The organism is Achromobacter sp. DH1f (genome assembly GCF_000633435.1).
In the GTDB taxonomy this organism is placed as follows: Bacteria; Pseudomonadota; Gammaproteobacteria; order Burkholderiales; family Burkholderiaceae_B; genus Achromobacter; species Achromobacter deleyi.
In genome coordinates this window covers 195,756-220,986 of record NZ_AYMF01000006.1, presented here as the reverse complement: position 1 = coordinate 220,986, position 25,231 = coordinate 195,756, and the positions used below count along the sequence as shown (strand labels likewise).

Here is a 25,231-nt window from a genome sequence, read left to right as displayed (position 1 = left end):
TGCCGATCATGGCGTAACGCCAGCGATTTCAAAAACCACACTATCGTGGCGGCCTTGCGAGTCCATGACGGTAAGCGTATACCGGCCGTCTTGCGCCAGCACTAGATTAAACGAACGACCCGACACGCCATGGCCAACCACGCGACCGTCGAGCATCCACCATACTTCGCCTTCGGCGCCCTGCACATCCACATCCAGCGCCACCTGCCTGCTGCCCGGCACGGGCCGCAACACCGAGCCCGTGGCCACGCCCCCCAGGCGCAACGGCCCCTGCGAAGCGTCGGCGTAGCCGGCAAACGACGGCGGCACCGTTTCGTTCAGGGCCCAGGCCGCGCGCTGTTCCGGGCATGCGCCCGACGGCACGCTACCCAGCTTGTAGCCCAGCGGCCAGCACGTCACGACAGGCTGCACCGTGTCGGGCCGGACGCGGACATGTTGCGCGCCTTCCGGTAGCGCCGCCACGATGTCCTGCAGTAGCGGCGCCGCCACATTCGCCCCGAAAAATCCGGGGTTCGGGGTGCCGTCCGGGCGGCCTACCCATACTCCGATTGTCCAGCTGTCGGTCACTCCGATCGCCCAGGCGTCCCGGAAACCGAAACTTGTCCCGGTTTTCCAGGCCAGTTGGCGAGCCGGGCTTCCCGACTGGTAGAACGGCCTGTCCGGGTGGCCGCCGCCTTCGAGGATGTCCCGGACAATCCAGGCAGCGCCAGCACTAATCATACGGGACTCGACCCGCGGCTGCTCCGGACGCAGCCGGGGCCGGCCGGAGATACCGCCGCGGGCCAGGGCCCGGTAAGCACCTACCAATTCTTCCAATGTGGTGCCGCCCCCGCCCAAAATCAAGCTCAGATTGGGCTCGGCGCCGGCCGGCATTCGTAACCAGACGCCGCCTTTGAGCATAACCGACGCAAAACGACTGGGTCCGACGCGGTCCAGGAGATCCACGGCGGGCACGTTCAGCGAACGTTGCAAGGCCTGGGCCACGCTGATCGGGCCCGAGAACGCTGCCTGGAAATTGCCCGGGGCGTACCCGCCGAACGACATCGGTGCATCGATCAGCAGGCTTTCCGAGTGGATCAGCCCGTCGTCCAGCGCCTGGGCATACAGGAAAGGCTTCAGAGTAGAACCCGGCGAGCGCACGCCACGCACCATATCCACGTGGGCGTATCGGGAATCATCGGAGAAATCGGCCGAACCGGCATAGGCCTTGATTTCCAGGGAATCGTTGTCCATCACCAACACGGCCATGGACACTTTGGGCGGCAGGTTGTCGACCCGGTCCAGCAGCATGCGCTCGACCGAGGCCTGCATGTCGGCATCCAGGGTGGACGTCAGCAGCGGCGGGCGGGCGCCGGGGCGGCGCGGCCCGCCGGTCTTGCGGCCCGCTTCCTGCAGCAGGCGCTGCGCGGCCAGCGGCGCCAGCCAGCGGGCCCGCAGCGGCGGCGCCACCACGCGCTCGATCTTGGCGTCGGCCACTTCCGCCGGCGTCCAGCGGCCCAGTTCCACCATGCGGTCCAGCACCTTGTCGCGCGCGGCCTGCGAGGCCTCGGGATGGCGGTCCGGCCGCAGCCGCGACGGCGCCTGCGGCAAGGCGGTCAGCATGGCGGCCTCGGCCGGGCTGAGATCGCGCGCGGGCTTGCCCAGCCACAGGCGCGAACCCATCTCCACCCCTTCCACGATGCCGCCCATGGGCGCGTGGGTCAGGTAGAGCGACAGGATCTCGTCCTTGCTGTAGTGCATTTCGAGCTGCACGGCGCGCCAGGCCTGGCGCAACTTGGCGGCCATTGACCGCGACGGCTTGCCGGCCAGTTGCGGATCGATCAGCCGCGCCACCTGCATGGTCAGGGTCGAGCCGCCCGAGACGATGCGGCGGTTGGTGGCCCATTGCCAGCCGGCGCGCGCCAGCGCCACGGGATTGACCCCGGGATGCCAGTAGAACCAGCGGTCTTCGTACGTGAGCAGCGTATCCAGGTAGTGCGGCGACACCTGGTCCGGCTTGACCGGGTAGCGCCAGATGCCGTCACGGCTGGGATAGTTGCGCAGGGGCGTACCGTCGGCGGCGACCACGACGGCCGCGCCGCCGGAATCGATGGGGGGCAAGGGATACAGGCGGTCGAACGCGAATAACAACGCGGCCAGCGCAAACAACACGCTGGCCGCGTAGATGCCGCGCCGCCGCCAGCGGCGGGCGCGCGAAGCGCCCGCCGACGGGGTGGCGGCGGCGGTCAAGGACGCTGCTTGGCGCCGCGATCGCGGATCTCGACCGTGCTCCATTGCTCGCCTACGCCACGGATCTCGGGCCGGTACATGTCTTCGGCCACCGTCGAGGGCACCGCATAGCGGCCCGGCGTGACGACCCGCACGAGGTAGAACACATCGACCTTGCCACGACCCAGCGATACCGCCGCAACATAACGATCATCGCGGAATTCGCGGTGCTTGATGTTGGGGTCGGCCATCGCGTCGGCGACGCGGCGTCCGCCGATGCTCCAGTCCTGCATCTCGGGGCTTTGCGACAGGTTCAGGTTCTCGACTTCGAAGCCGGCGGGCACGCGGTCCACCAGCAGGCCGTCCGGAATGTTCTGGTTGGCGCTGGCCTGGACCCACACCACCAGCATGTCGCCGGTCTGCAACGTGCCGCCGTCCCACGGCTTGCCGTCAGGACGGTACCAGCCACGCTTGAGCTGGATGACGTCGTTGCGCGGCGCGGGCACGGACATGGGGCTGCCCTGGATGTCGTACTCGATGAACAGCGACTGGCTGCCGGTATTGACCAGCTGCGTGCCCGCCAGCTCGGCCGCGGTCAGCGACACGGTCTGGTCGGACTTGCCGCCGGTCAGCGGCTTGCGAGCGCCGTTGACGGTCAGCGTGGCTTCCCAAGGCGTGCCCTTGTCGCCGCCCGCGGCGCGCGCGGCCAGCAGCAAGGCCATCTGCTCTTGCGTCGACAGGTACGAGCGGTTGCCCAGGCGAGCAGCCAGCTGCGACATCAGGTTCTCGACCCGATCGTGGCGCAGTTGGTACTGGTTGGCCAGGGCATAGGACAGGGCGTAATCACGCACGGCGCTGCCGTAGTCGCCCATCCACTCGTCGTAGTAGGCGCTCTGGCTGCGGCGGGTGATGCCGTATTCGCGCGCCATGGCCTGATCCAGCGCGGTCTTCATGCGCCCTTCGTCGCCCATCAGCTTGAAGGCGGCGGCCAGCTGGATCAGGGGCAGCGGCGAACGCGCGCGTTCCTGGTAGTTGTCGAACAGCTGGCGCACCGTGGACAGCGGCGCCTTGTTGTCGCGCGCCAGCACCAGCACGGCGGTGGCCAGGCCGGCAAAGCGGCGATGGTCTTCGCGCAGCGTATTGATGTCGCCACTATCCAGGCGGCCCGATTCGACGTTGCGCTTCAGGTTGGCCGACCAGGTGCCGAACGAACCGCTGCTCTGCTGCACTTGCTCGAGCAGCCACTGGCGGGAACGATCGAGCGAGGCCTCGGGCACCGCAAAGCCCTTGTCGCGGGCGTCCTGCAGGAAGCCCACGGCATAGGCCGTCAGCCACACATCGCGCGAGGACGAGCTGCTCCAGAGGTTGTACGAACCCACGGCGTTGCGCATGCCCGACAGGCGGCCGATGGCGCCGGCAACCTTGGCTTCACGTTCAGCCTGGGTGCGCGGCTTCAGGCCGAACTGCTTGGCCGCGTCTTCGTCCAGCATGACCCACGGCAGGGTCGCGCTGATGGTCTGCTCGGTGCAACCGTAGGGGTAGTTGAGCAGGCCTTCGACCAGGCGGTTGACGTTGAACGGCGGGCGGTTCGAGACTGTGAGGCTGACCGTGGTGGAGTCCGGATAGTAGGATGCGATCCACGAAGCCTGCGGCGCATTGGATTCGCCCGGGTTCAGGCGCAGGCGACGCACCTGGCGCTCGGCCGCGTAGGCCGGCTGCACCTGCAGCACCGACTCGCGCACGATGTGCACGGGCTTGCCGCCGCCCTGCCCGTCCACGGTCAGGCGGATCAGGCCCAGGCCGTACGAGCCGGTGGTGGTGGCGTTAAAGCGCAGCGTGGTGCGTTGCTTGTCCTTGAGCGTCACGGTACGCGTACCGTCGACGATGCCCAGCGGGTCCAGCGCTTCCAGCTTGACCGTCACCTTTTGATCGGCGCCGCTCAGGTTGGTGACGTCCAGCGCGATGGCAGCCTGGTCGCCCGGGGTGATGAAGCGCGGCGTGTTCAGTTCGGCCACGATCGGCGCCGCCACCACCATTTCGGTGTCGGTGCTGCCGAAGTTGTCCGGCGTGAACGCGACGGCCATCAGGCGCAGCGTGCCGTTGAAGTCGGGCAGATCCAGCGGGATGTCGGCTTCGCCCTTGTCGTTCAGCTTGACCGGACCCGAGAACAGGTCGACCAGCTTGACCTTCTTGGGCAGGCTCTTGCTGTCGCCGCGCATGGCGGCGTCACCGCCCCACTTCAGCTTGCCCTTGGTGCCGTCCATCTTCTCGATGAGCTTGCCGTACATGTCCAGCAATTCGGGCGCGTAGCGGTGCTTGCCGAAGAAGAAGTCCAGCGGGTCGGGCGTGCGGTACTGGTTGATGTTGAGAATACCGACGTCCACGGCCGACAGCGTCACCATGGCCTGCTTGCCCTGGGCGCCGTCCACCTTCACACGGACCGTGGTCTTGGTTTCGGGTTCGGTCTTGGCAGCCGCCGTCAACTTGACGTCCAGCTTGCGGTCGGCGCTGGCGATCGGCAGGAACGCCAGGCCCAGCGCGCGCGCCGGGGTCACGCGGTCGCCTTCGCTGCCGGGGCGGAACACCGCCGCGGCCACGTACAGGTCGTGACGCTTCCAGGTCTTGTCGATGGGGATTTCAACCTGCGTACCCGTGGCCTTCACGGCCACCCAGGTAGACCACAGCATGCGGTCGCCTTCGACGGTGACCAGCGCCTGGCCGTCATGCGGCGGCGTCAGCGTGACCTTGACGGTGTCGCCCGGCTTGGCCGGCACGCCTTCAAGTTTCATCTGGACGCGGTCGGGGCGGTTGCCCATGGCGTCGGCATCCTGCGCGTTCCAGCCCGCATAGAAGCGGTAGCGCAGGGTTTCACCCGTTTCGGGGTCGGTGATTTCCAGGCGGTAGCGGCCCCACTTGACCGGCACGGTCAGCTGGGTGCGGTCTTTCAGCGCGATCTCGCGCGAATCGACCAGTTCTTCAGTTTCGGTGTAGCCGCTGTTCCAGCCGCGCTGGTCATCGAAGCGCCAGTAGTACTGGCGTTCTTCGCGATACAGGCGCATCTGGGCCTGGGCCAGCGGCATGATCTTGCCTTGCGCATCCACGCGCAGCACTTCAAAGCCGGCGGGCGCGCCTTCGCGGGCCACGTCGCTGTCGAACTGCGGACGCACGGCGATCAGCTTGTCGGCGGGCCAGACGCTGCGTTCGATGGAACGCACCACCGGGCGGCCGCCCGATTCCAGCAGGCTGGCCGACACCCGCACCTTCATGGGCGAATGCGTGCCATCGGTGCGCGGCTCGACCTCGAGCTGGGCAGCGCCGGTGGAATCCAGCGCGGCTTCGGGCAGTTCCTCGAAGTGGCGGCGGGTATCGTCGGCCACGTCGCCGAAGATGAAGCCGGGCCATTGCTGCGGCAGGGCAAAGCGGTCGCGCTTGACCTGGAAGCTGGACAGCAGGCGGTTGCCGGCGGCGGGCGCGCCATACAGGTAGTCGCCCTGCACATCGACGGTCAGGGTGTCGTTGGGCGACAACACGTCCTGGTCGGACGTCAGCGCCATCTTCATGCGTTCGGGCAGGAATTCCTCGACCTGGAACTTCCACGAGGCATCGGCCACGCGCGAGGCGGGGTCGACGCGCAATTCCAGCATCCAGGCGCCGGTCTGGGCGTCGGGCGGCAGGTCGATCGCGCGCTCGACGTAGCCTTGCAGGTCCTTGGCGGGCTGCCACAGCGTGGTCGACACCACACGGCCGTCGGGGCGCTTGATCGTGGCGGTCAGGGGCGCGGCCGGCATGACGCGGCCATCCAGGTCGCGCGGCAGCACCGACACGTGGAAGGTTTCGCCGGGGCGGTACAGATTGCGGCCGGCATAGACGAACAGGTTGTTGGGGCGGGAAATATGGCCGCCCGTGTCGAATTCAGACAGGTCCAGCGCCGGTTCGGCCAGGGCCAATACGGTCATTTCCTTGTCGCGCGAGGCACGGATGACGCGCGCATTGGTGAAGCTGCCTTCGAAACGCACGTGGCCCTGGGCGTCGGCCTGGGCCTTGGCCAACGACTTGCCGGCGCCATCGACCAGTTCGAAGACCGCGCCGGAAATGGCCTGGCCGGTCTTCAGGGAAACCGAATAGGCCTCGATGCGGTCGGTATAGCGGCGGGCGTGCAGGCCGATGTCGCTGACGTAGAAATAGGTGACCTGGTATTCATAGCGGAAGCGGCCGGGCTGACTCATCACCGCAATATAGATACCGGGTTCCTGCAATTCCTTGACGCCTTCGACGGGCAGGAAGGTGACGTGGCGGCGATTGGGCTTGTCGTCCGTCAGGAAGCGGCCCTGGTAGACGCTGGTGGTCAGCGAATTCAGGCGATCCAGGTCCCAGTTGCTGACCGAGCCCTTCAGGCTGCGGTTGTCGGAATAGCGCCAGCCGTCTTCTTCGTCGTAGCCGCCCGCGCTGTCGTCGTCATCCGACGAGGCGTTGTTCGTGTTGCGGCCGATGCCCAGCACCGATTCGAACAGTTCCGGCACGCGCTCGGGCGCGACACGTAGGAACTGCACGTCGACCTCGGGCACGTTGACCGTGGCCACCGGCAGGCCGCCGTTCTGGCCGGCCGGCAGCACCACGCCGCGGCTGGCGAAATAGAACGAGGGCGGCATGGCTTCGGTGGTCACTTCGCAGTGCGAGGCCGTGGCCAGGGTGACCTTGTCGCCGGCGCCCGGCAGGCCCGCACGCACCGAGATGGCGTACGAGCGTTGCGGCTGGACGTAGGGGAAATAGACCATGCGGGGGTTGTCGCCCACCACCCAGTTACCCTGCACGACCTTGCCCTTGGGGGCCGAGTCGCCGGGCTTGACGGACGCGGGCTGATCGCCGGGGCGGGCGGCCTGTTCGCTGTCCTGGTCGGCTTTGCCCGAGGCGGAGCCGGTGTCGATGACCTGCAGGAAGCTCTCGAGCTTGGCCTTGGCGTCGACCGGCTGGGTGAAGGTGATCGCCAGCGCCAACGAATCGTTGTATTGGCGCGGCTGGCAGTTCAGCGCGGCGAACGGATCGGCGGCGCCGACCGTGGCGGACGCCGGCAAGGCCGCGGGCTTGGATTCGGTGGGGGCCGCGGCCGTTGCCGCGGGTGCGGACGTTGTCGCCGCAGGCGCCGTGGGCGCGGCGGACTGACCGCCCTTGCCCATCCACCAGCCCACGCCCAAGGCGCCGGCCAACACGATGACGCCGGCTACCGCCAGCCAGGTCTTGCTGTTCTTTCCACTCACGGCAAACCTCCCCGCCTACTCGAATGCATCGCTCCTTTGCGGCGGAGCTGCCGACCTGCCCCGCGCGCTTCTCGGTGCGCGGGCCCTGCGGTACTACCCTGTGCAGCACAACGCCGCCTGTTGCGGCGGCGTCTTTTTTTAAGGTTCTAAACGGGTTCCATCACGCACTGCAGCGGATGCTGGCGTGCCCGCGCATACTGCGCCACCTGGGCGATGCGGGTCGCGGCAAGGTCGCGCGGATAGACTCCGCACACCCCGCGGCCTTCGTGATGCACCTGCAACATGATCCGGGTGGCCTCTTCGTGGTTCTTGTTGAAGAACTTTTGCAGCACCTTGACGACAAATTCCATCGGCGTGTAGTCGTCATTCAACAACAGGACCTGGTACATCGGAGGCGGCGCAACGCGTGCCGGCGCCTTCTCGACGGCCAAATCATGCTGGGTATCCAAGGTAGAACTCATAGGGCGGCTATTCTATTTAATCAGGGGACGGCTTGCATGTAACTTACGCAAAATTACACGTAGAAATGCGTAGTTTCCATACTTGACTCCGCAAAGAAAAGCGGCGCATTATCCACGCATTCTGGGGTTTTCAATTCACCGAAAACCTGCCAGGAGGCCGGAGGGGGGACAGGGGTCTAGGCCGCGATGCCCTTCTGTCAACATACGATTCAATGAGGCAGTCCGCATGTCTGATACGACCGCAACCGCCGTCCAAGGGGACAATCCCAAATCGACGGGCACCGTCAAATGGTTCAACGATGCAAAGGGGTTTGGCTTCATTACGCCCGACGACGGCGGTGAAGATCTGTTCGCCCACTTTTCGTCCATCCAGATGAATGGTTTTAAAACCCTGAAAGAAGGCCAGAAAGTGGCATTCGAGATAATCCAGGGGCCCAAAGGCAAACAGGCGCTCAATATCACTGCTGCCTGAGTTAACCTTTTAAAGTGCAACGGTAAGGTTGCGCCATTATCAGGCGGGGCTTTCGGGCCCCGCCTTGTTATTTTCTAATTACTGCGATTACCGCATCTGGTCATGCTGAAGAATGCTGCTTTGTTTCACATCAGTCGTACGTTGTTCAAGACAGCGTTCATTAAAGCGGCATCACGCAGTGCGTTTTGTGCGCTGCTGAGCGTTACCGCGCTGGCCCTGCCCGCGGCGGCCGGCGCCCAGGCTCCTAGCGGCCCGCAGGCGCCGTTGCCTACGACACAACTGGCTGCCGGCATCCATATTATCCGCGCAGAAGTCGCCAACACGGAAGCGACCCGCCGCGACGGCCTCATGTTCCGCAAGGAGCTACCCGGCAACGACGGCATGCTGTTCGTCTTCGAGCAGCCCGACGTGCAGTGCTTCTGGATGCGCAACACCATCCTGCCCCTGTCGATCGCTTTTATCGCCGACGACGGCATGATCGTCAACATTGAAGACATGGCGCCGCAGACCGACGACGCCCACTGCTCGAAGAAACCGGTGCGCTACGCGCTGGAAATGGCCCAAGGCTGGTTCGAGGGGCACGGCATCAAGGCCGGCCGCAAGATCGACGGATTGCCCTGAGCGTCCGCACGCATCGCGTGCCGAATCATAAAGCAAGGGAGCCCGAGGGCTCCCTTGTTGTTTGGCCGCCCGGCGGGCAAGCGGACCGGGCCGGCCTGGAACGCGGTTGACTTTCGCGCCCCCGGCCGCCCTCGCGTCAGACGCGTTCGATGATGAGGGCGATGCCCTGGCCCACGCCGATGCACATGGTGCACAGCGCGTAGCGGCCGCCCGTGCGGTGCAGCTGGTTGATGGCGGTGGTGGCCAGGCGGGCGCCGCTGGCGCCCAGCGGATGGCCCAGCGCGATGGCGCCGCCGTTGGGGTTGACGCGCGGATCGTTGTCGGCGATGCCCAGTTGGCGCAGCACGGCCAGGCCTTGGGCGGCGAACGCTTCGTTCAGCTCGATGACGTCCATTTGGTCCAGCGTGAGACCGGTCTGGGCCAGCACCTTGCGGGTGGCAGGCGCCGGGCCGATGCCCATGATGCGCGGCGCGACGCCGGCGGTGGCCATGCCGACCACGCGGGCGCGCGGCGTCAGGCCGTGGCGGGCAGCGCCCTTTTCGTCGGCCAGCAGCAGCGCAGCGGCGCCATCGTTGACGCCCGAGGCGTTGCCGGCGGTGACGGTGCCGCCTTCGCGGACCACGCCCTTGAGCTTGGCCAGCGCTTCCAGGCTGGTTTCGCGCGGGTGTTCGTCCTTGGAGACGACGAGCGGATCGCCCTTTTTCTGGGCAATGGAGACCGGCACGATTTCGGCGTCGAAGAAGCCTTCTTTCTGGGCGCGGGCCGTCTTTTGCTGGCTGGCCAGCGCGAACAGGTCCTGGTCTTCGCGGTTGATGTTGAAGTCGTCGGCGACGTTTTCAGCCGTTTCGGGCATGGAATCGACGCCGTACTGGGCCTTCATGAGCTTGTTGATGAAGCGCCAGCCGATGGTGGTGTCGTAGATGGCGGCGCTGCGCGAGAAGGCGCTGTCGGCCTTGCCCATGACAAAGGGCGCGCGGCTCATGCTTTCGACGCCGCCAGCCAGCATCAGGCCGGCTTCGCCGGCGCGGATGGCGCGGGCGGCGCTGCCGATGGCATCCAGGCCGGAACCGCACAGGCGGTTGACGGTGGCGCCGGGCACTTCGACCGGCAGGCCGGCCAGCAGCGTGGCCATGCGGGCGACGTTGCGGTTGTCTTCGCCGGCCTGGTTGGCGCAGCCGAGGATGGCGTCGTCGATTTCTTCCCAGCGCACGTTGGGGTTGCGCGCCACGAGGGCCTTGATGGCTACGGCTGCGAGGTCGTCGGGACGCACCGAAGCCAGCGCGCCACCATAGCGGCCGAAGGGGGTGCGGATCGCGTCACAAATATAGGCATGCACGGTCATGGGAAGCTCGAAATGAAGTGAAGAAATCGAATGTCGTCGATCTTAACGCAGCGGTTTCGCGCCAAGTTGGTGCACCGTTGGGATGTCCGCAGCACGGACAGTGTCCAACAGCTGTTCACTCGTGCACCACGATGAGGCCAGACCGGCCGCGGTGCTACGAGGACGCCGTGCCCGACTTGGCCGCGCGTGCGGCATCGACGATGGCTTGCCGCCGGAAGCGGCCCGCGGCCAGGTGGTAGAACGGTTGCGGGCAGAATTGGCGCGACACGCCCGAGGCCAGGAGCGATCCGACCAGCAGCCAGAACAGCATGGGCTGGCTGCCCGTCATTTCCATGACGACCACGCTGGCCGTAAGCGGTGCCTGCGTGGCCGCGGCCAGGAAAGCGGCCATGGAGATCAGCACCAGCACGCGCTGGTCCACGCCCTCGCCCGCCAGTTGCCAGATGTGGTGGCCGATGCCGGCGCCGGTGGTCAGGGCGGGCGTGAAGATGCCGCCCGGAATGCCGGCCCAGTAGGACGCCACGGTGGCCGCGAGCTTGGCGAGGCCGAACCCCGCGGGCAAGGCGTCCTGCGCCTGCCCCGACAGCAGATCGGCTGCCGCGCCGTAGCCCGTGCCGTACACGCTGCCGGCGGTGGCCAGGCCGATCAATGCCAGCACCAGGCCCATGGCGAAGGCCGTCCAGATGGGATGCGCGCGGATCCAGCTGCGCCATTTGGCCGGGGCCATGCCGGCCGCGCCCTTGCCCAGCAGCCGCGCGAAGATGCCGCCAAGCGCGCCGTTGAGCAGCGCGCAGCCGATCACCCAGCCCAGCATGCCTTGCGTCAGCGGCGCGCCGCCGAACATGCCGAAATATGGGTTGTTGCCGGCCACCGCCACCACCAGGAAGCCGGCTGCCAGCACGCCGATCAGCACCAGGCGCTGCCAGCGCAACACCGTGCCGCGGCCCAGCTCTTCGATGGCGAAGATGACGCCGGCCAGCGGCGCGTTGAAGGCCGCGGCCAGGCCGCCGGCAGCTCCGGCTGCAATCAGCTCATTGGTGTGAAAGCCCCGCAGCTGCATGCCGCGGCGTTTCCAGAAATTGCCCCAGGCCAGCATGACGGCAGCACCGACCTGCACCGACGGGCCTTCGCGGCCAATCGACGCGCCAGCCAGCATGCCGAAAAAGGCCAGGGGGATTTTCCACAGCGCCTGCGCCAGCGAGACCAGGCTGTGCTGGCTGGGGCCGGGCGGCAATGACAAGGCGCCAATGACTTGGGGAATGCCACTGCCGACGGCGTTGGGCGCGAACCGCAAGGTGGCCCACCGCAGGCCGGCCAAAGCGCACGGCAGCACCAGCAAGGCCAGCCAGCCATGCGCCGCGGTCCATTCGCGGTTCCATTCCAGCGCACGGTCGGCCAGATAGGCAAAGCCCAGCGAAACCAACGCCACCAGCGCCGCGCCCCCCAGCAGCAAGGCCATCTGCACGCTCTTGCGCGACAGGCGGTTGGCCTGGCGCACCTTGCGGCGCAGGAAGTGGCGGGAGCCGGTGGCGATACGGCGCAGGGGGGTGGGCAGGTTCATGGGCGCGGGGTGGCGGACGCTAGCAAAACGTGCCTAACCTTACCACCGCCGCCTGACTGCCAGCCCACAACACACAGGCTAGAACGTGGACCAGTCGTCGTCCGAAGCGCGGGCCAGCGCCGGGCGCGCCGTGGCGGCCTGCGCCGCGGCAGGCTTGCGCGGCGCCACCGGAATCGCCCGCACCAGGCGTGCCTGGGCCGCCGTGGCCGAGCCCGCGTCGCCGCCGGCATCGACCTTGAAGCGGCGCACTTCCTGCGCCAGGCGACCGGCCTGCTCCTGCATGCTGGCCGCGGCGGCCGCAGCCTCTTCGACCAGCGCGGCGTTCTGCTGCGTGACGGTATCCATCTGCGCCACGGCCTGGTTGACCTGGCCGATGCCGGAAGATTGCTCGGCCGACGCGCTGGAGATCTCGCGCACCAGGGTGGCCACCTGACGCACGCTGTCGACCACTTCGCGCATGGTGCGGCCGGCCTCGTCGACCTGGCGGGTACCGCCTTCGACGCGATTGACGGACTCGTCGATCAAGGCCTTGATTTCCTTGGCGGCCACGGCCGAGCGCTGCGCCAGGGTGCGCACTTCGCCGGCCACCACGGCAAAGCCGCGGCCTTGTTCGCCCGCGCGCGCCGCTTCCACGGCGGCGTTGAGCGCCAGGATGTTGGTCTGGAACGCGATGCCGTCGATCACGCCGGTGATGTCGGCGATGCGGCGCGAGCTGTCGGAGATCGCGCTCATGGTCTGCACCACGCCTTCGACCACTTCGCCGCCGCGCACGGCCACGGTCGAGGCCTGGGTGACCAGGCGTTCGGCCTCGCTGGCATTGTTGGCGTTCTGCTGCACGGTGCTGGTGAGCTCTTCCATGGACGCCGCGGTTTCTTCCAGCGACGAGGCCTGTTCTTCGGTGCGTTGCGACAGGTCGGAGTTGCCCTGGGCGATCTGCGAGGATGCCGAGGCAATGCTTTCGCAGCCGTCGCGCACGTCGCGCACGATGCGCGCCAGGCTTTCGTTCATGGCCTTGAGCGCGCCCATCAGGTCGCCGGTTTCGTCACGCGTGGCCACCTGGATATCTGTGGTCAGGTCGCCCGCGGCCACCTGGCGCGCGGCGGTCACGGCCTGCTGCAGCGGACGCACGATGCCACGCGTCACCAGCCAGCCCAGCAGCATGCCGACCGCCACGCCGACCACGGCCAGCACGATCATGATGAAGCGCATGTTTTCGTACAGGTCGGTGCCCGCCTGCACGGATTGCGCGGCAACCTTTTCCTTGCCCACGGCCAGGTCGGTCATCAGGTCGTCGAGCTTTTGCGACGAGGCGATCACGCGCTTTTCGATGGCATCGACCTTGGCGTCGGCCTGCGTCAATGAATGCGATTGCGCGGCGGCGAAGAATTCGGCCGCCTCACGCTTCCAGACCTGCTCGGTTTCGGCGAACTGCGCCAACAGGCGCTTGCCCTCTTCCGCATGGAAATTCGCCGCGGCCTTTTCACGCAGCGCGTCCATGGTCTTGACCGCGTCATCGAACTGCTTGCGCAGCGCCTGGCGCTCTTCCTGCGTCGAGGCCGCCAGAAAGCCACTGCGCGCACGCCCGGCGTAGATGAGGTTGATATTGGCTTCTTTGATGTCCGAGATGCCGCGCAACTCGGTGTCATAGAGCCGGTCGTTCATTTCGTTGATGCGGGCCAGCCCCCACACGCCAAAGGCGCCGATGGCGCCGCCGATCACCGCGACCAGCAGGAATGCGCCCGACAGGCGAGCGCCGATACGTAAACCCGAAAAATACCGCAACATGCTTCCCATCCCGTTCAATTGCCACGGTTTATGGCGGGCATGCCGCAGTCATTGGCCCCGTGGCTCAGTCGCAGACCGGGGGCAACGATAGCGTTTGCGATTTCCAGGGAGAACCCTGAAGAAACGGCTGTTTATTCTTCATTTCGCCGCAATGAACTCGACAATCGACACCTCTTGCCGGCCGCGCATGGCGGGATGCCTTGATGCTGAATTCTTGCTGAACAAAATGAAAGGCCTCTCGTGCAACGAGAGGCCTTTTTCAGTGCGATCCGATCGTCGCGCGACCGGCCCGGAAGGCGGTCACGCAAGGATCGCGACGCGGCGCCGATCAGGCGAAGTTCTTGGCCGCGAATTCCCAGTTCACCAGCGCCCAGAAGTTTTCCAGGTACTTGGGACGGGCGTTGCGGTAGTCGATGTAGTAGGCGTGTTCCCAGACATCACAGGTGAGCAGCGGCTTGTCGGCCGTGGTCAGCGGGGTGGCGGCATTGCTGGTGTTGACGATGTCGACGGAGCCGTCGGCCTTCTTGACCAGCCAGGTCCAGCCCGAACCGAAGTTGCCGGCAGCCGACTTGTTGAAGGCTTCCTTGAAGGCATCGAAGCTGCCCCACTTGGCGTTGATGGCGTCAGCCAGCTTGCCGGTGGGTGCGCCGCCGGCCTTGGGGGCCAGGCTGTTCCAGTAGAACGTGTGGTTCCAGATCTGTGCGGCGTTGTTGAAGATGCCACCCGAGGACTTCTTGACGATGTCTTCCAGCGACAGGTTCTCGAACTCGGTGCCCGGGATCAGGTTGTTCAGGTTCGTGACGTAGGTCTGGTGATGCTTGCCGTAGTGGAACTCCAGCGTCTCTTTCGAGATGTGCGGAGCCAGTGCGTCCAGTTCGTAAGGCAGGGGGGGAAGAGTATGTGCCATGTGTGGGTTCCTTCTGTTGAGTGCACGATCAAGCCGTTCAATTGTATCGGCAACTCTGCGAGGATACCGTGTTAACCCCGCGGTGGCGCGGGGTTAAGAGGTATGTGTTTATGACCGCGGCACGTAAACGCTACTCTTTCTCATATCGCAGTTCGCGACCGCCCTGCGAGGCCGTCAATGCGCCATCTTCACGTAATGCCAGTGTCATGTGCAAGGGCGTGAGACTGGCGGCTTCGGGCACGTCCAGATCGACGCGCACGGACCGCGCCCGGGCATCCAACTTGCTGACGTCGACATCGTGCCAGCGCGCGCCGGCAGGCAGCGGCACATAGACGGCCAGGGCCTTGAGCTGGCCCGCGTCGATGGGTGCGCTGACGCCGTTGGCGCCTTCCGACTGCCTGGGCGTGCCGGCGAAATCACCGGTGGCCGACGACATAGCCACGTCGACCTTGACCGGCCGGCCCTGGTAGTAGACGCGCACGGTCATGCCATCGCCCTCGGCCGGCAGCGTGTCGGCGCGCACGCCGGCAATGGCGGAGAAAGGCTGGATCGGCGGCGTATCCAGATGAATGGTCTTGCCGTCGCTGCGCCATTGGCCGCTGGCTTCGATATCGACCGCGCCGTAGCTCATCAGGTATTGGAAGCGGCCGTCTTCGGTCAGCAGCAATTCGCTGCCCACTTCGCGCATGCCGCGCAGATAGTAGTGGCCGGCGAGACGCGCCGCGGACTTGGCGGCCGTCTTGTTCGCGGTCGACGCGCGCGGGCAGTCTTGCTTGACGGCAACACCGGCGTTTTGCAACGCCACTGCGAAGGCCGGCGCGGCTTGGCAGGCCAGCGTCTGCGAGAACGACTGCCCCTGCGGCGCGGCGGCACCGTCAAAGCGCGCCTTATAGCGCGCCAGCAGCGCCAGCATCGCAGGCTGCCCGGTTTCCAGGGCGACCCACGCCGGACTGCTGCCGCGCAGGTCGGCCGTATCCGCGTTGGCGCCGGCGGCGAGCAGCACGTCGGCGAGGTCGGCGCGGCCGATCTGGATAGCGGCCACCAGTGGCGTCTCGCCGCTTTCATTGCGCGCATCGAGCGCGGCGCCCGCTGCCTTCAGGCGCGACAGCACGTCGATGACGGTATCGCGGCGCGCCACCGCCAGTTGCCGATCGCGCAGCAACGCAGACAACAGCCGCTGCGGCAGCGCCCCGCCCTCTTGCACACATTCGCCGTGCGCGCCGGTGAAGCCCGCCGCCTGCAATTGCGCGAAGTAGCCCGGCCGGTCGAGCAGCGCGTATTCGCCTCCCTCGGGCAGGCAAGCGGCCGCAAGCGTTTGCCCGCTGCCCTTGGCCACTCGATTCACCCTCTTGATATCGCCGGCCGCCAGCGCCGCGTTCAGCAGCGCATAGCGGGCCGGCGCTCGGGGCAGCCGCGGATCGTCGAGCTTGGCGCCCGCTTGCAGCAGGCGTTCGAGCACGACGCCATTGCGGCTGGCGATCGCCCAATACAGGGCGCTGCGCCCTTCGGGCGCCAGACCCAGCGGGTCGGCGCCCTTGGCCAGCAGCGCATCGACCATGGCGGGCTGGTCCGAAGTGACGGCGACCATCAACGGCGGCACGCCCTGGCGGTCGAAAGCGTCATCCTTGGCGGTGGCGGACGCAGCCGGCGGATTGACGGGCACGCCCGCCTCCATCAGATACGTCGCCATCGCGGTATCGCCGTTTTCCAGCGCCTGGCGGATCGCACCGGCGTCCAGCGATTTCGGGTCCAGGCCTGCATCGACCAACTGTCGCAGCAGGCCTGCGCCCTGCTTGCCGGGCTGGCGCAAGGCCTGCGCGACAGGCGAATGCGCAGGGTCGGCGAGCAGCGCCTGCAAGGCTTCGCGCGGCGTTGCGGCCAGCAGGTCGCGCAACAGCGCGGGATCGTCGGCTTCGATGGCGCGTTCGAGCGCGGTCTTGCGGTCGTAACCCTGGCGCAGCAGCGCAGGGTTGGCCCCCGCCGCCAGCAGCGCCCGCGCGGCATCGGCCTGGCGCGCCTGCACGGCATCGGCCAGCGGCGTGTCGCCGTATGGTTCGGCAGGGTCGCCTTCCACCGGCGCGCCCAAGGCCAGCAGGCGCTTGAGGGTCGCCATATCGCCCTTGCGCGCGGCCAGGTTCAGGATCGGCCGGGTATCCGCCTCCATACGGACGAACACCGCGGTGTCGTTGCTGATCTGCGGGCCACGCTGGCCAAACGGCATGCCGGTGCGCAGCAGCGGCCCGGCGATGTCGCCGTGCCCGGTGACCACGGCGGCCTGCGCCGCGTCCAGCCAGAGATCGATATCGCCCGTTTCGCCGTAGCCCGTGGCCGGCGTGGTGCGCGGCCCCAGCTCCATCAGCGCGGACACGGCGCCCGCGTTGCCGGTGTAGGCGGCCAGCGCGAGCGGGCTGATGCCATCGCCGTAGGCCGGTTTCGTGCCGGTGGCGGCCAGGGCCCGCACCACGTCGCCCCCTTCGGTCAGCTCCACCAGCGCCGGCCAGGCCAGGTAATCCGCGGCAAAGCGCGGCTGGCCCCCCGCGTCCTTGAGCGTGCTGCGCGTGACGTCATCGGTGTGGTCATCGACATAGGCAAAGGGACGCGGGGCACCCGCCTTGAGCAGCGCCAGCACCATGCGCGTGGTGTCCTGGCGGTCGACCAGACGCGGCAGGTAGGTCATGCGCACCGCGAATTCGAAATCGCGGTTGAGCAGGAAGTCCAGCGGCGTCCGGTTGTCATCGCCGCGCTGATCCGCGCGGGCGCCCGCCGCCAGCAACCTGTCCAGAATGTCGGGCGACCCGTACAGCAACGCCAGTTGCACCGGCGAGCGGCGTGATTCGTAGGTGATGTCGTTCAGGGGCGGCTGGGTGGCCAGCAAGGCCGCCAGCATGCGGGTGCGCACCGGCAAGGCGTCGCGATGGGCCTGGCGCAGTCGCGCCGCTTCATCCGCTGGCATGTCCCAATACACGTGCTTGCTGCGCGGCCACGGCGGCGTGAGCAGCGCATGCAGCAGCGGCACGCCTTCGCGGGCATAGTCGCCGGGCCCGGCCACTTTGGCCAGGGCCGCGGTGAAAGCGGCCTCGTCGCCCGCATCGACCGCGGCGAACATGGCGCGGGTGTCAGCGGTATCGGCCGCCTTGTACTCGCGGTAAGGCGAGTCGCAATCGCAGGCGTCCTTGTTGCCTTGCGCGGGGCTGGCGGCCGGCGGCTGGGTCGCGCGGGCACGGGTTTCGGTCTTGCTTGCCGCCTTGGCCTTGTCAGGCCCCTGGGCCTGCGCTGGCGGGGCGAACCCGGCAACGCCCAGGGAAAGCGCAGCGGCCAGGGCCGTCAGCGTGACCGCCTGGCGCGCGCCGCGCCGGCTCTTGCGTGGTGTCTCTTGCAGCATTGTTCCACCCCAGGACCTGCAGGAACTTCAGGATGCCTCGCGCGTCTTGCGTACCTGCGTGACGTCGACCGTGGCCCCGCCCTGAGCGAAGCTGAGGTCCAGGCCCTGCCCCGGCGCCAGGTCGGCAGCATCGCGCACGATGCGGCCGTCGGCATCGCGGGCAATAGCATAACCGCGTGCCAGCGTGTTGCCCGGGTCCAGGGCGCGCAGTTGCGCGCTGGCGGCCGCCAGGCGGTTGCGGCGTTGCACCAGCAGGCGCGCATGCGCCTGGCCGAGTTGGCGCGTGACGGCCGCCAGGCGATCGGCGGCGCGGGCGGTGTCGGGCACGCGGTGTGCCAGGCGCTGCGCCAGCAGATTGACGCGCGCGTTGCGGCGCGCCTGCGGGCCGGCCCAGGCAGAGGCCAGGCGATAGCCCAGGCTGTTCAGGCGTTCGCGCTGGTGTTCCAGGCGCTGGGCCGGCGACACCAGTTGCGCGCTGGCACGGTCCAGGCGCTGGGCGGCACGTTCCAGGCGGCGTTGCTGGCCGCGGGCCATGGCCTGGGCGCAAGCCATGACGCGGCCCAGCAGCTCCGAACGCGGCACGCAGGCCAGTTCAGCCGCCGCCGTGGGCGTGGGCGCGCGCACGTCGGCCACGAAGTCGGCAATGGTGAAGTCGGTTTCGTGGCCCACGCCGCTGATGACCGTGATGGCGCTGGCTGCGATGTCGCGGGCCAGGCCCTCGTCGTTGAAGCTCCAGAGGTCTTCGATGCTGCCGCCGCCGCGCACCAGCAGCAGCGTGTCGACTTCGGCCCGCTCGTTGGCCAGGCGCACCTGGGCGGCCAGCCGGCCGGCCGCGTCCGCGCCCTGCACTGGCGCCGGGTAGATGATGACGGGCACCTGCGGCGCGCGGCGGGCCAGCGCCGACAGCACGTCGCGCAAGGCGGCGGCGTGCAGCGAGGTCACCACGCCGATGGCGCGAGGCAGCGGCACCGGGTCGCGCTTCATGGCCGGGTCGAACAGCCCTTCGGAAGCCAGTTGTTCCTTCAGGCGCAGGAAGGCCTCGTACAGGTTGCCGATGCCTGCGCGGCGCATGGCGTCGACCTGCAATTGATAATCGCCCCGCGGCTCGTACAGCGACACCCTGGCCCTGATTTCGACCTGGTCGCCGGCCCGCGGCACGAAGCCGACCGCACTGGCGCGGCCGCGGAACATGACTGCCCGCACCGAGGCGCGGCTGTCCTTGAGCGTGAAGTACCAATGCCCGGAAGCCGCCTGCGTGAAGTTGGAAATCTCCCCGCGAACCCACAGCGCCGGGATGCTGCGCTCCAACAACTGCCCCACCGCTTGGTTCAGCTGGGCAACTGTCAGGATATCCCGCGCGAATACGTTGTTTGTGACTGCAAGTTCAATTGTCATAAGGCTTTCCGATGCGTACCTGTCCACAGGGCATACGTAGCGGGCCGCAATGATACCGCGTCCTGGCATTTTTGCCGCCGCTGGCTTGAAAGCCAGCAAATTCGGTGTAAATAGCTGTTTTTTATGGGTTTTTTATAAAACAGGCGCTGCTCGAATGTGAAGCAAACAAGCGCAACCCCTGTGCCCACAAGCGTTCCGGCGAAGTTTTGCACAGAATTATCCACAATTTCTGTGGATAGCTTTGGCGGTCGCCCGCCCTTGCCACAACCCCGCCGCGCCGTTACAGTTTCGGCTTGATCAGATGCTGGATGAGGGCTTGCGCCCCACCCCGGCGCTCCTGGAGTTGACCGCTTTGCTTTCCATCTTGCGCGAGGCCGGCTGGCCGATCTGGCCCCTGCTGGCGACGTCCGTGCTGGGTCTTGCGCTGATATTCGAGCGCTTCCTGTCGCTGCGCCGCAGCCAGGTCCTGCCGCGCGGCCTGAATGAACAAGTGGCCGACATGCTGCGCAACCACCAGGATTCCCCCGAAGCGCTGAACCGCCTGGAACGCAATTCGCCGCTGGGCCGGGTGCTGGCCGAGGTCATGCGCCACCGCCACCTGCCGCGCGAAGAACTGCGCAGCGTGGTCGAAGACACCGGCCGCGCCGTCGCCCACGACCTCAGCCGCTACATTCCCGCCATCGGCACCATCGCCGTGGTGGCCCCGCTGATGGGCCTGTTCGGCACCGTGGTCGGCATGATCGAGATCTTCGGCTCGTACACGCCCGGCGGCGGCGACCCTGCCCAGCTGGCGCGCGGCATCTCCATCGCCCTGTACAACACCGGCTTCGGCATTCTCATCGCCATCCCCGCCATGATCGCCCACCGCTACCTGCGCGGCCGGGTCGACGGCTACCTGAATGCCATGGAACTGTCCGCCTCGCGGCTGGCGCGCGCCGTGGCGCCCGCGCCTGCCCCGCGCGAGGGGCGTTCATGAATTTCCGGGGCTCCCGGGGCGACCGCGACGAGCTGGACATCAACCTGATTCCGCTCATCGATGTCCTGCTGGTCATTCTCATCTTCCTGGCGGCGACCACCTCATTCGCCCGCTTCACGCAGCTGAAGGTCACGTTGCCGCAAGCGTCGGCCGACCAGGAAACGCCGCCCGCCCTGGAAGTCGCCGTCAGCCAGGACGGCCGCTACGCGCTGAACGGCACGCTCATCGACGTCTCGACGCCGCCTGAAATCGCCGACGTGCTGCGCCAGGCGGCCGCCGGCAAGCCGGAAGCCTTGGTCGTCATCAACGCCGACGCGCAGGCCACCCACCAGTCCGTGATCAACGTCATGGAAGCCGCCCGGCTGGCCGGCATCGCCCGCGTCAACTTCGCCGCCCAGACTGCCCGGTGAGCGCGCGCCCCTCCAAGGCCTCGCTGCTCGCCCGCCAATGGCAGCACGGCGGCTGGCTTTCCACCCTGCTCCTGCCGCTGTCCGCGCTGACCGCCCGCGTGGTGGCCAACAAGCGCGCGCGCTATCGCGACGGCCGTGAACAGGCCTACCGCGCGCCGGTGCCCGTGGTGGTGATCGGCAACATCTACGTAGGCGGCACCGGCAAGACGCCGATGGTCATTGCCACCGTGCAAGGCCTGCGCGCCCGCGGCTACACGCCGGGCGTGGTCAGCCGCGGCTATGGCGTCAAGGTCGGGCCGGATGCGCGCGTCGGGCAAGGCGAGCTGGCCGCGAACCAATTCGGCGACGAACCGGCGCTGATCGCACGCGCCACCGGCGCCCCGGTGTCGGTGCATCCGCGCCGTGCGTTGGCCGCCCAGGCGTTGCTGCGGGCCCATCCGGACATCGACGTCATCGTGTCCGACGATGGCCTGCAACACCTGGCGCTGGCGCGCGACATCGAAATCGTGGTGCAGGATGCACGCGGCGTGGGCAACGGCCGGCTGCTGCCCGCCGGACCGCTGCGCGAGCCGGCCAGCCGGTTGCGCGAGGTGGACGCGGTCATCACCAATATCGGGCTGCCCGATGGCCGCCCCGCGGCCTCGTCCGGCGAACGCCCCCGCCAGGTCGCCATGTGGCTGGAACCCGGTGACGCCCGCCAGATCGAAGGCGGCGCGATACGTCCGCTGGCGGCGTTCGCCGGCCAGCCGGACGTGGCCGCCGCGGCCGGCATCGGCAATCCCGAACGCTTCTTTGCGACCTTGCGGGCGCAGGGCATCCGGCTCGCGGACACGTTGCCGCTGCCCGACCACCATGATTACGCGGAATCGCCGTTCAAGGCCCTGACGGCGCAGACCGTGCTGGTGACCTCGAAAGACGCGATCAAGTGCGCCGCCTTGCACGACGCGCGCCTGTGGGAAGTGCCGGTGCAGGCCGGCTTTTCCGACCCGCAGCTGTTCGACTGGCTGGCGCAAGCGCTGCGCCAGCCTGCCCGCTAGCGCCTCGCCCAAGCGGACCAGGCGCCCTGCTTCAGAAAAACGCCGGCTTGGCCGCGCTGCGGCGACTGGCGTATTCCTGCAGATTGCGTCGACGCGTGGTGGCGGCACGCCAACGCACCAGCGCCAACGGCAGATGCACCGCCACCAGCAAGACCGCCAAGGCAAGCCATAGCACCCGGGCCAGCGCCGGCCACGGGTTGGCCAGCGAACGCCGCGCATCGACCGCGAAGACGGGCGTGCCCGACGCCTCGTGTTCGACGGCCGTGACCATGCCGGCGACCTCGAACGACATGGCGCCGTCGGCCGACAGCATCGCCACCTGCCGTTGCCAGGCCAGCAGCAGATCCTGCCGCTGGGCGCCATCGAGCCATTCCGGCAGTTCCGCGTAGGGGCCGGGCCAGACCTGCAGCACGACGCCGCCCCGCTGGTTCGCCATGACCGCGCGCGCCGACTGATCGATGGCCGCCTGCACCACGGGTTGCATGCTGGACTTGGCAATATCGCGCACCAGGTCCACATGGCGCGACAGAAGCACCCCCTCGTCCATGTTGCCCTGGCGCTTGAAGGCGCCGTCCTGCGCCAGCTTGAGCAGCTCGAGCCAACTGCCGGGCTCGTCCTTGGCCAGCATCAGCTTGTCGGCCAGCTCGGCCTTCATGCGGTCGCACTCGGCGATCGCGTGGCCAGTGGCGGCTTCGCAGGCCTGCTCCACGGTCAACACCGTATTGGTCAGCCGCGTGATCGTCACGGCCGACACATTGCGGGCGTTGTACGCGGCCAGCGGGTTGCCGGCCATGCTGCTGTAGATCTGGCTGCGCACCAGCATGTCCATCATGGGATTGGGCCGGGTCTTCAGGAAACCGCCCGAATACAACTGCAGCACGGCCGGGTCCGCGCTCAACACATCGGCAGCCGCCGCGTCGCCCTGCCAGCGCAGGCGCTCGCAATCGAACCGCAGCGCGTCCGGCCGGTATTCGTCGGGCTGGAACTGGCAGCGGCCCTGGCCACGCAGCGCCACCATGTCGCCTACGCCGGGCGGGTCCTGCGCCAGCGCGGCGGCCGACGCGTAGGCGCGTGGCTGGGCGCCACGCAGCCAGGCGGATGTCTGCGCGACATCGCTTTGCAGGCTGGCTCCGGGATTGGCCATGACCAAGGCCAGCACGATCCCCGCGATCACGCCCACCAGCGCCAGCGTCACATGCCGGCCCCAGTAGACCTTCGGGTACAGGCGCTGCTCTTCATCCACGGAATAATTGCCGCCCAGGCGCAGCACCGCGTAATCCTCGACCCGCAGGTCCACGTCCACGCGGCCGTCATCCGGCAGTTCCAGATTGGCGCGCCAATGGTCCGGCAACGAAATGGGCAGCTTGTCGCCCAGGAACAGTTGCGTCGAGACCGCTTGCGCATTGGCCGGATTGGTCAGCACGATCGCATTGAGTTCGCCGCGCACACGGTTCACCTTCTGCGGCGCGTCCAGCGCCGGACGGCGCCAGGTCAGCCACAGCGCCAGCAGCGCCGGCGCCGCCGCGGCCGCCAGCCATGCCATGCCGCCGTCCATGCCCGCGATGCCGACGCACACAAACGCCACCAGCCACAGCAGACCCGGCCAGAAAGCGATGCCGCGCGATCGCCGAGAGGCGATCTCGGCCGGGGTCTCGTCGCGCTGGCTCAGGATCTCGACGCGCATGGCGTCGTCGAATTCCCGCGCGGCCTGGGCGTCGTGCGCCGGATCGGCGGCGTCGGCGGCCACCGCGTCGGCGTCGACCACGTTCTGCATCGCGCCCACCTTGCCGCCGGCCCATTGCTGGTTCTGCTTCTGGCGGCGCGCCTCGCGCTCGCGGCCGCCGGCCAGATCGAATTCGCCGTTCAAGGCCACCACGATGGCGAATTTCTCCGTCATCACGACTTCGGCCTGATTGTCTTCACGCAGGTAATCGCGCGCGTCGTACGGCAACACCACGTCCACGCCTCCCAGCGTGTCGTGCAGCGTCGCCGTGCCCTGGCCGCTCTCCAGGCCATGGCGCACGAAGGCGCCACGCAGGGGGAACACCCCATCGCCGAGCAGCTGGGCGGTTTTCTTGGGATTCGCCGGGTAAACCAGGAATGGCTGCACCAACGCCTGTTCCTCGGCGTTAAGACGGCGCAGGGGCTGCCCTTCTTGCTTGAGTTCGCGCAGTGCGCTCTTGTTGTCGCTGCGGCGAACCATGTAGGTAATGCCGCTGATGACCGACCAGATCAGGATGATGAGGAACAATCCGATCCGAATGGTGTTGGAATCCATCGCTATCCTCTTTCTAGGAATCGCGGCGGATGATAGCCATGATCTGTCCCGAAATATGTAGCGCCCGCGTCAAAACATGACAATAATTAACAAGCTACGCAATCGTGCGCCTTTTTTGCTGCGCGCTCGACGCCTGATCCCGGCCGGGCGGCGCCCAAACTGTTTTAGAATCCCGGTCATGGAATCCCGCCTTCTCGACATCCTCGTCTGCCCCCTGTGCAAGGGCCGCCTCGAACACGACCGGACCCAGGCCGAACTGGTCTGCCGCGCCGACCGCCTGGCGTTCCCGCTGCGCGACGGCATTCCCGTCATGCTTGAATCCGAAGCGCGCTCGCTGGACGACGCCCCCGCTTCTTCCTGACCCGCCCTGCCGTGAGCTTCATCGCCCTGATCCCGGCGCGGACCGCCTCGACCCGCCTGCCCGACAAACCGCTTGCCGACATCGCCGGCAAGCCGATGGTCGTGCGCACGGCCGAGCGCGCGGCCCAGTCCGGCGCTTCGCGTGTCTACATCGCCACCGATGATGCCCGCGTACAGGCCGCAGCCCAGGCCCATGGCCTGCAAGCCCTGATGACCCGCGCCGACCACCCCACCGGCACCGACCGGCTGGCCGAAGCCGCCCTGCAGCTCGGCCTGCCCGACGATGCGGTGGTGGTCAACGTGCAGGGTGACGAACCGCTCATCGAACCTGAACTCATCGACGCCGTCGCGGCCCGCCTGATCGCCAGCCCCGAGGCCGACATCGCCACCTGCGCCTGCCCGCTGGCCGACGCCCAGGCGCTGTTCAACCCCAATGTCGTGAAACTGGTGTGCGCCGCCGATGGCCGCGCTCTGTATTTTTCGCGCGCGCCGATTCCCTGGGCCCGCGACGCGCTGGCCGGCGGTGAACGCGTGCTGGCCGACGGCCTGCCCGCCTGGCACCACATCGGCCTGTACGCCTACCGCGTGTCGTTCCTGCGCCGCTACCCGACCCTGCCGCAAGGCGTGCTGGAACGGTTCGAATCGCTGGAGCAACTGCGCGCCATGGAACATGGCCACGTCATCGTCGTCCATCAGGCGTCGCACCCGCCGGCCGCAGGGGTCGATACCCCGGCCGATCTGGAACGCGTCCGATTGATCTATAGCAAACGGATATAAGGGT

General features: G+C 67.6%; 17 protein-coding genes. 7 read left to right on the top strand and 10 right to left on the bottom strand.

The window, feature by feature from the left end; translation table 11 throughout:
• Positions 1–6: 6 nt before the first annotated feature.
• The 3 genes from pbpC to clpS form a co-directional block, all read right to left on the bottom strand.
• Positions 7–2,229: a penicillin-binding protein 1C gene (gene pbpC, locus U858_RS0103690; protein ID WP_025135843.1), complete on the bottom strand. Its 2,223-nt coding sequence runs from the start codon at positions 2,227–2,229 to the stop codon at positions 7–9.
• Positions 2,226–7,463, bottom strand: a complete 5,238-nt coding sequence (locus tag U858_RS0103685; RefSeq protein ID WP_025135842.1) for an alpha-2-macroglobulin — start codon at positions 7,461–7,463, stop codon at positions 2,226–2,228. The genes pbpC and U858_RS0103685 overlap by 4 nt, the downstream gene beginning before the upstream one ends.
• A 146-nt stretch (positions 7,464–7,609) precedes the next feature.
• Positions 7,610–7,924: an ATP-dependent Clp protease adapter ClpS gene (gene clpS / locus U858_RS0103680; RefSeq protein WP_025135841.1), complete on the bottom strand. Its 315-nt coding sequence runs from the start codon at positions 7,922–7,924 to the stop codon at positions 7,610–7,612.
• A 226-nt stretch (positions 7,925–8,150) separates the two neighbouring features.
• Between clpS and U858_RS0103675 the strand changes: the two genes are divergently transcribed.
• Positions 8,151–8,396 carry a cold-shock protein gene (locus U858_RS0103675; protein ID WP_006220277.1) on the top strand — a complete coding sequence of 82 codons (246 nt, stop codon included), beginning with the start codon at positions 8,151–8,153 and terminating at the stop codon, positions 8,394–8,396.
• 102 nt (positions 8,397–8,498) lie between these two features.
• Positions 8,499–9,017 carry a DUF192 domain-containing protein gene (locus tag U858_RS0103670; RefSeq protein ID WP_025135840.1) on the top strand — a complete coding sequence of 173 codons (519 nt, stop codon included), beginning with the start codon at positions 8,499–8,501 and terminating at the stop codon, positions 9,015–9,017.
• A 136-nt stretch (positions 9,018–9,153) separates the two neighbouring features.
• Here the strand turns inward: U858_RS0103670 and pcaF are convergent, their stop codons facing one another.
• From pcaF to xseA, 6 genes are all read right to left on the bottom strand, one after another.
• Positions 9,154–10,359 (bottom strand): 3-oxoadipyl-CoA thiolase, encoded by a 1,206-nt coding sequence (gene pcaF, locus U858_RS0103665; RefSeq protein ID WP_025135839.1) that lies wholly within the window; start codon positions 10,357–10,359, stop codon positions 9,154–9,156.
• 154 nt (positions 10,360–10,513) lie between these two features.
• Positions 10,514–11,920: a chloride channel protein gene (locus U858_RS0103660; protein ID WP_025135838.1), complete on the bottom strand. Its 1,407-nt coding sequence runs from the start codon at positions 11,918–11,920 to the stop codon at positions 10,514–10,516.
• A gap of 78 nt (positions 11,921–11,998) precedes the next feature.
• Positions 11,999–13,705 (bottom strand): methyl-accepting chemotaxis protein, encoded by a 1,707-nt coding sequence (locus U858_RS0103655; protein WP_025135837.1) that lies wholly within the window; start codon positions 13,703–13,705, stop codon positions 11,999–12,001.
• Positions 13,706–14,033: 328 nt separating this feature from the next.
• Complete coding sequence (gene sodB, locus U858_RS0103650; protein WP_025135836.1) at positions 14,034–14,612, bottom strand: superoxide dismutase [Fe]; 579 nt, start codon at positions 14,610–14,612, stop codon at positions 14,034–14,036.
• A 130-nt stretch (positions 14,613–14,742) separates the two neighbouring features.
• A complete protein-coding gene (locus U858_RS0103645; protein WP_025135835.1) occupies positions 14,743–17,994 on the bottom strand; it encodes an ankyrin repeat domain-containing protein in 3,252 nt (1,083 codons plus the stop codon).
• Between the two features lie 27 nt (positions 17,995–18,021).
• The gene (gene xseA / locus U858_RS0103640) at positions 18,022–19,389 is read right to left on the bottom strand and encodes an exodeoxyribonuclease VII large subunit (RefSeq protein ID WP_025135834.1); all 1,368 of its coding nucleotides are present in this window, start codon (positions 19,387–19,389) and stop codon (positions 18,022–18,024) included.
• Between the two features lie 352 nt (positions 19,390–19,741).
• Between xseA and U858_RS0103635 the strand changes: the two genes are divergently transcribed.
• Genes U858_RS0103635 through lpxK form a run of 3 tightly spaced genes read left to right on the top strand, consistent with a single transcriptional unit; the run spans position 19,742 to position 21,812 of the window.
• Positions 19,742–20,365: a MotA/TolQ/ExbB proton channel family protein gene (locus U858_RS0103635; RefSeq protein ID WP_025135833.1), complete on the top strand. Its 624-nt coding sequence runs from the start codon at positions 19,742–19,744 to the stop codon at positions 20,363–20,365.
• Positions 20,362–20,775: a biopolymer transporter ExbD gene (locus U858_RS0103630; protein ID WP_025135832.1), complete on the top strand. Its 414-nt coding sequence runs from the start codon at positions 20,362–20,364 to the stop codon at positions 20,773–20,775. Before U858_RS0103635 ends, U858_RS0103630 begins: the two co-directional genes overlap by 4 nt.
• The gene (gene lpxK / locus U858_RS0103625; protein WP_025135831.1) at positions 20,772–21,812 is read left to right on the top strand and encodes a tetraacyldisaccharide 4'-kinase; all 1,041 of its coding nucleotides are present in this window, start codon (positions 20,772–20,774) and stop codon (positions 21,810–21,812) included. Before U858_RS0103630 ends, lpxK begins: the two co-directional genes overlap by 4 nt.
• Before the next feature lie 31 nt (positions 21,813–21,843).
• On the opposite strand, the gene U858_RS0103620 is transcribed toward lpxK, so the two are convergent.
• Positions 21,844–24,090 (bottom strand): IgaA/UmoB family intracellular growth attenuator, encoded by a 2,247-nt coding sequence (locus tag U858_RS0103620; RefSeq protein WP_025135830.1) that lies wholly within the window; start codon positions 24,088–24,090, stop codon positions 21,844–21,846.
• Positions 24,091–24,268: 178 nt separating this feature from the next.
• On the opposite strand from U858_RS0103620, the gene U858_RS0103615 reads away from it, so the two are divergent.
• A complete protein-coding gene (locus U858_RS0103615) occupies positions 24,269–24,451 on the top strand; it encodes a Trm112 family protein (RefSeq protein WP_006384001.1) in 183 nt (60 codons plus the stop codon).
• Between the two features lie 11 nt (positions 24,452–24,462).
• Positions 24,463–25,227 (top strand): 3-deoxy-manno-octulosonate cytidylyltransferase, encoded by a 765-nt coding sequence (gene kdsB, locus U858_RS0103610; RefSeq protein ID WP_025135829.1) that lies wholly within the window; start codon positions 24,463–24,465, stop codon positions 25,225–25,227.
• Positions 25,228–25,231 lie beyond the last annotated feature (4 nt).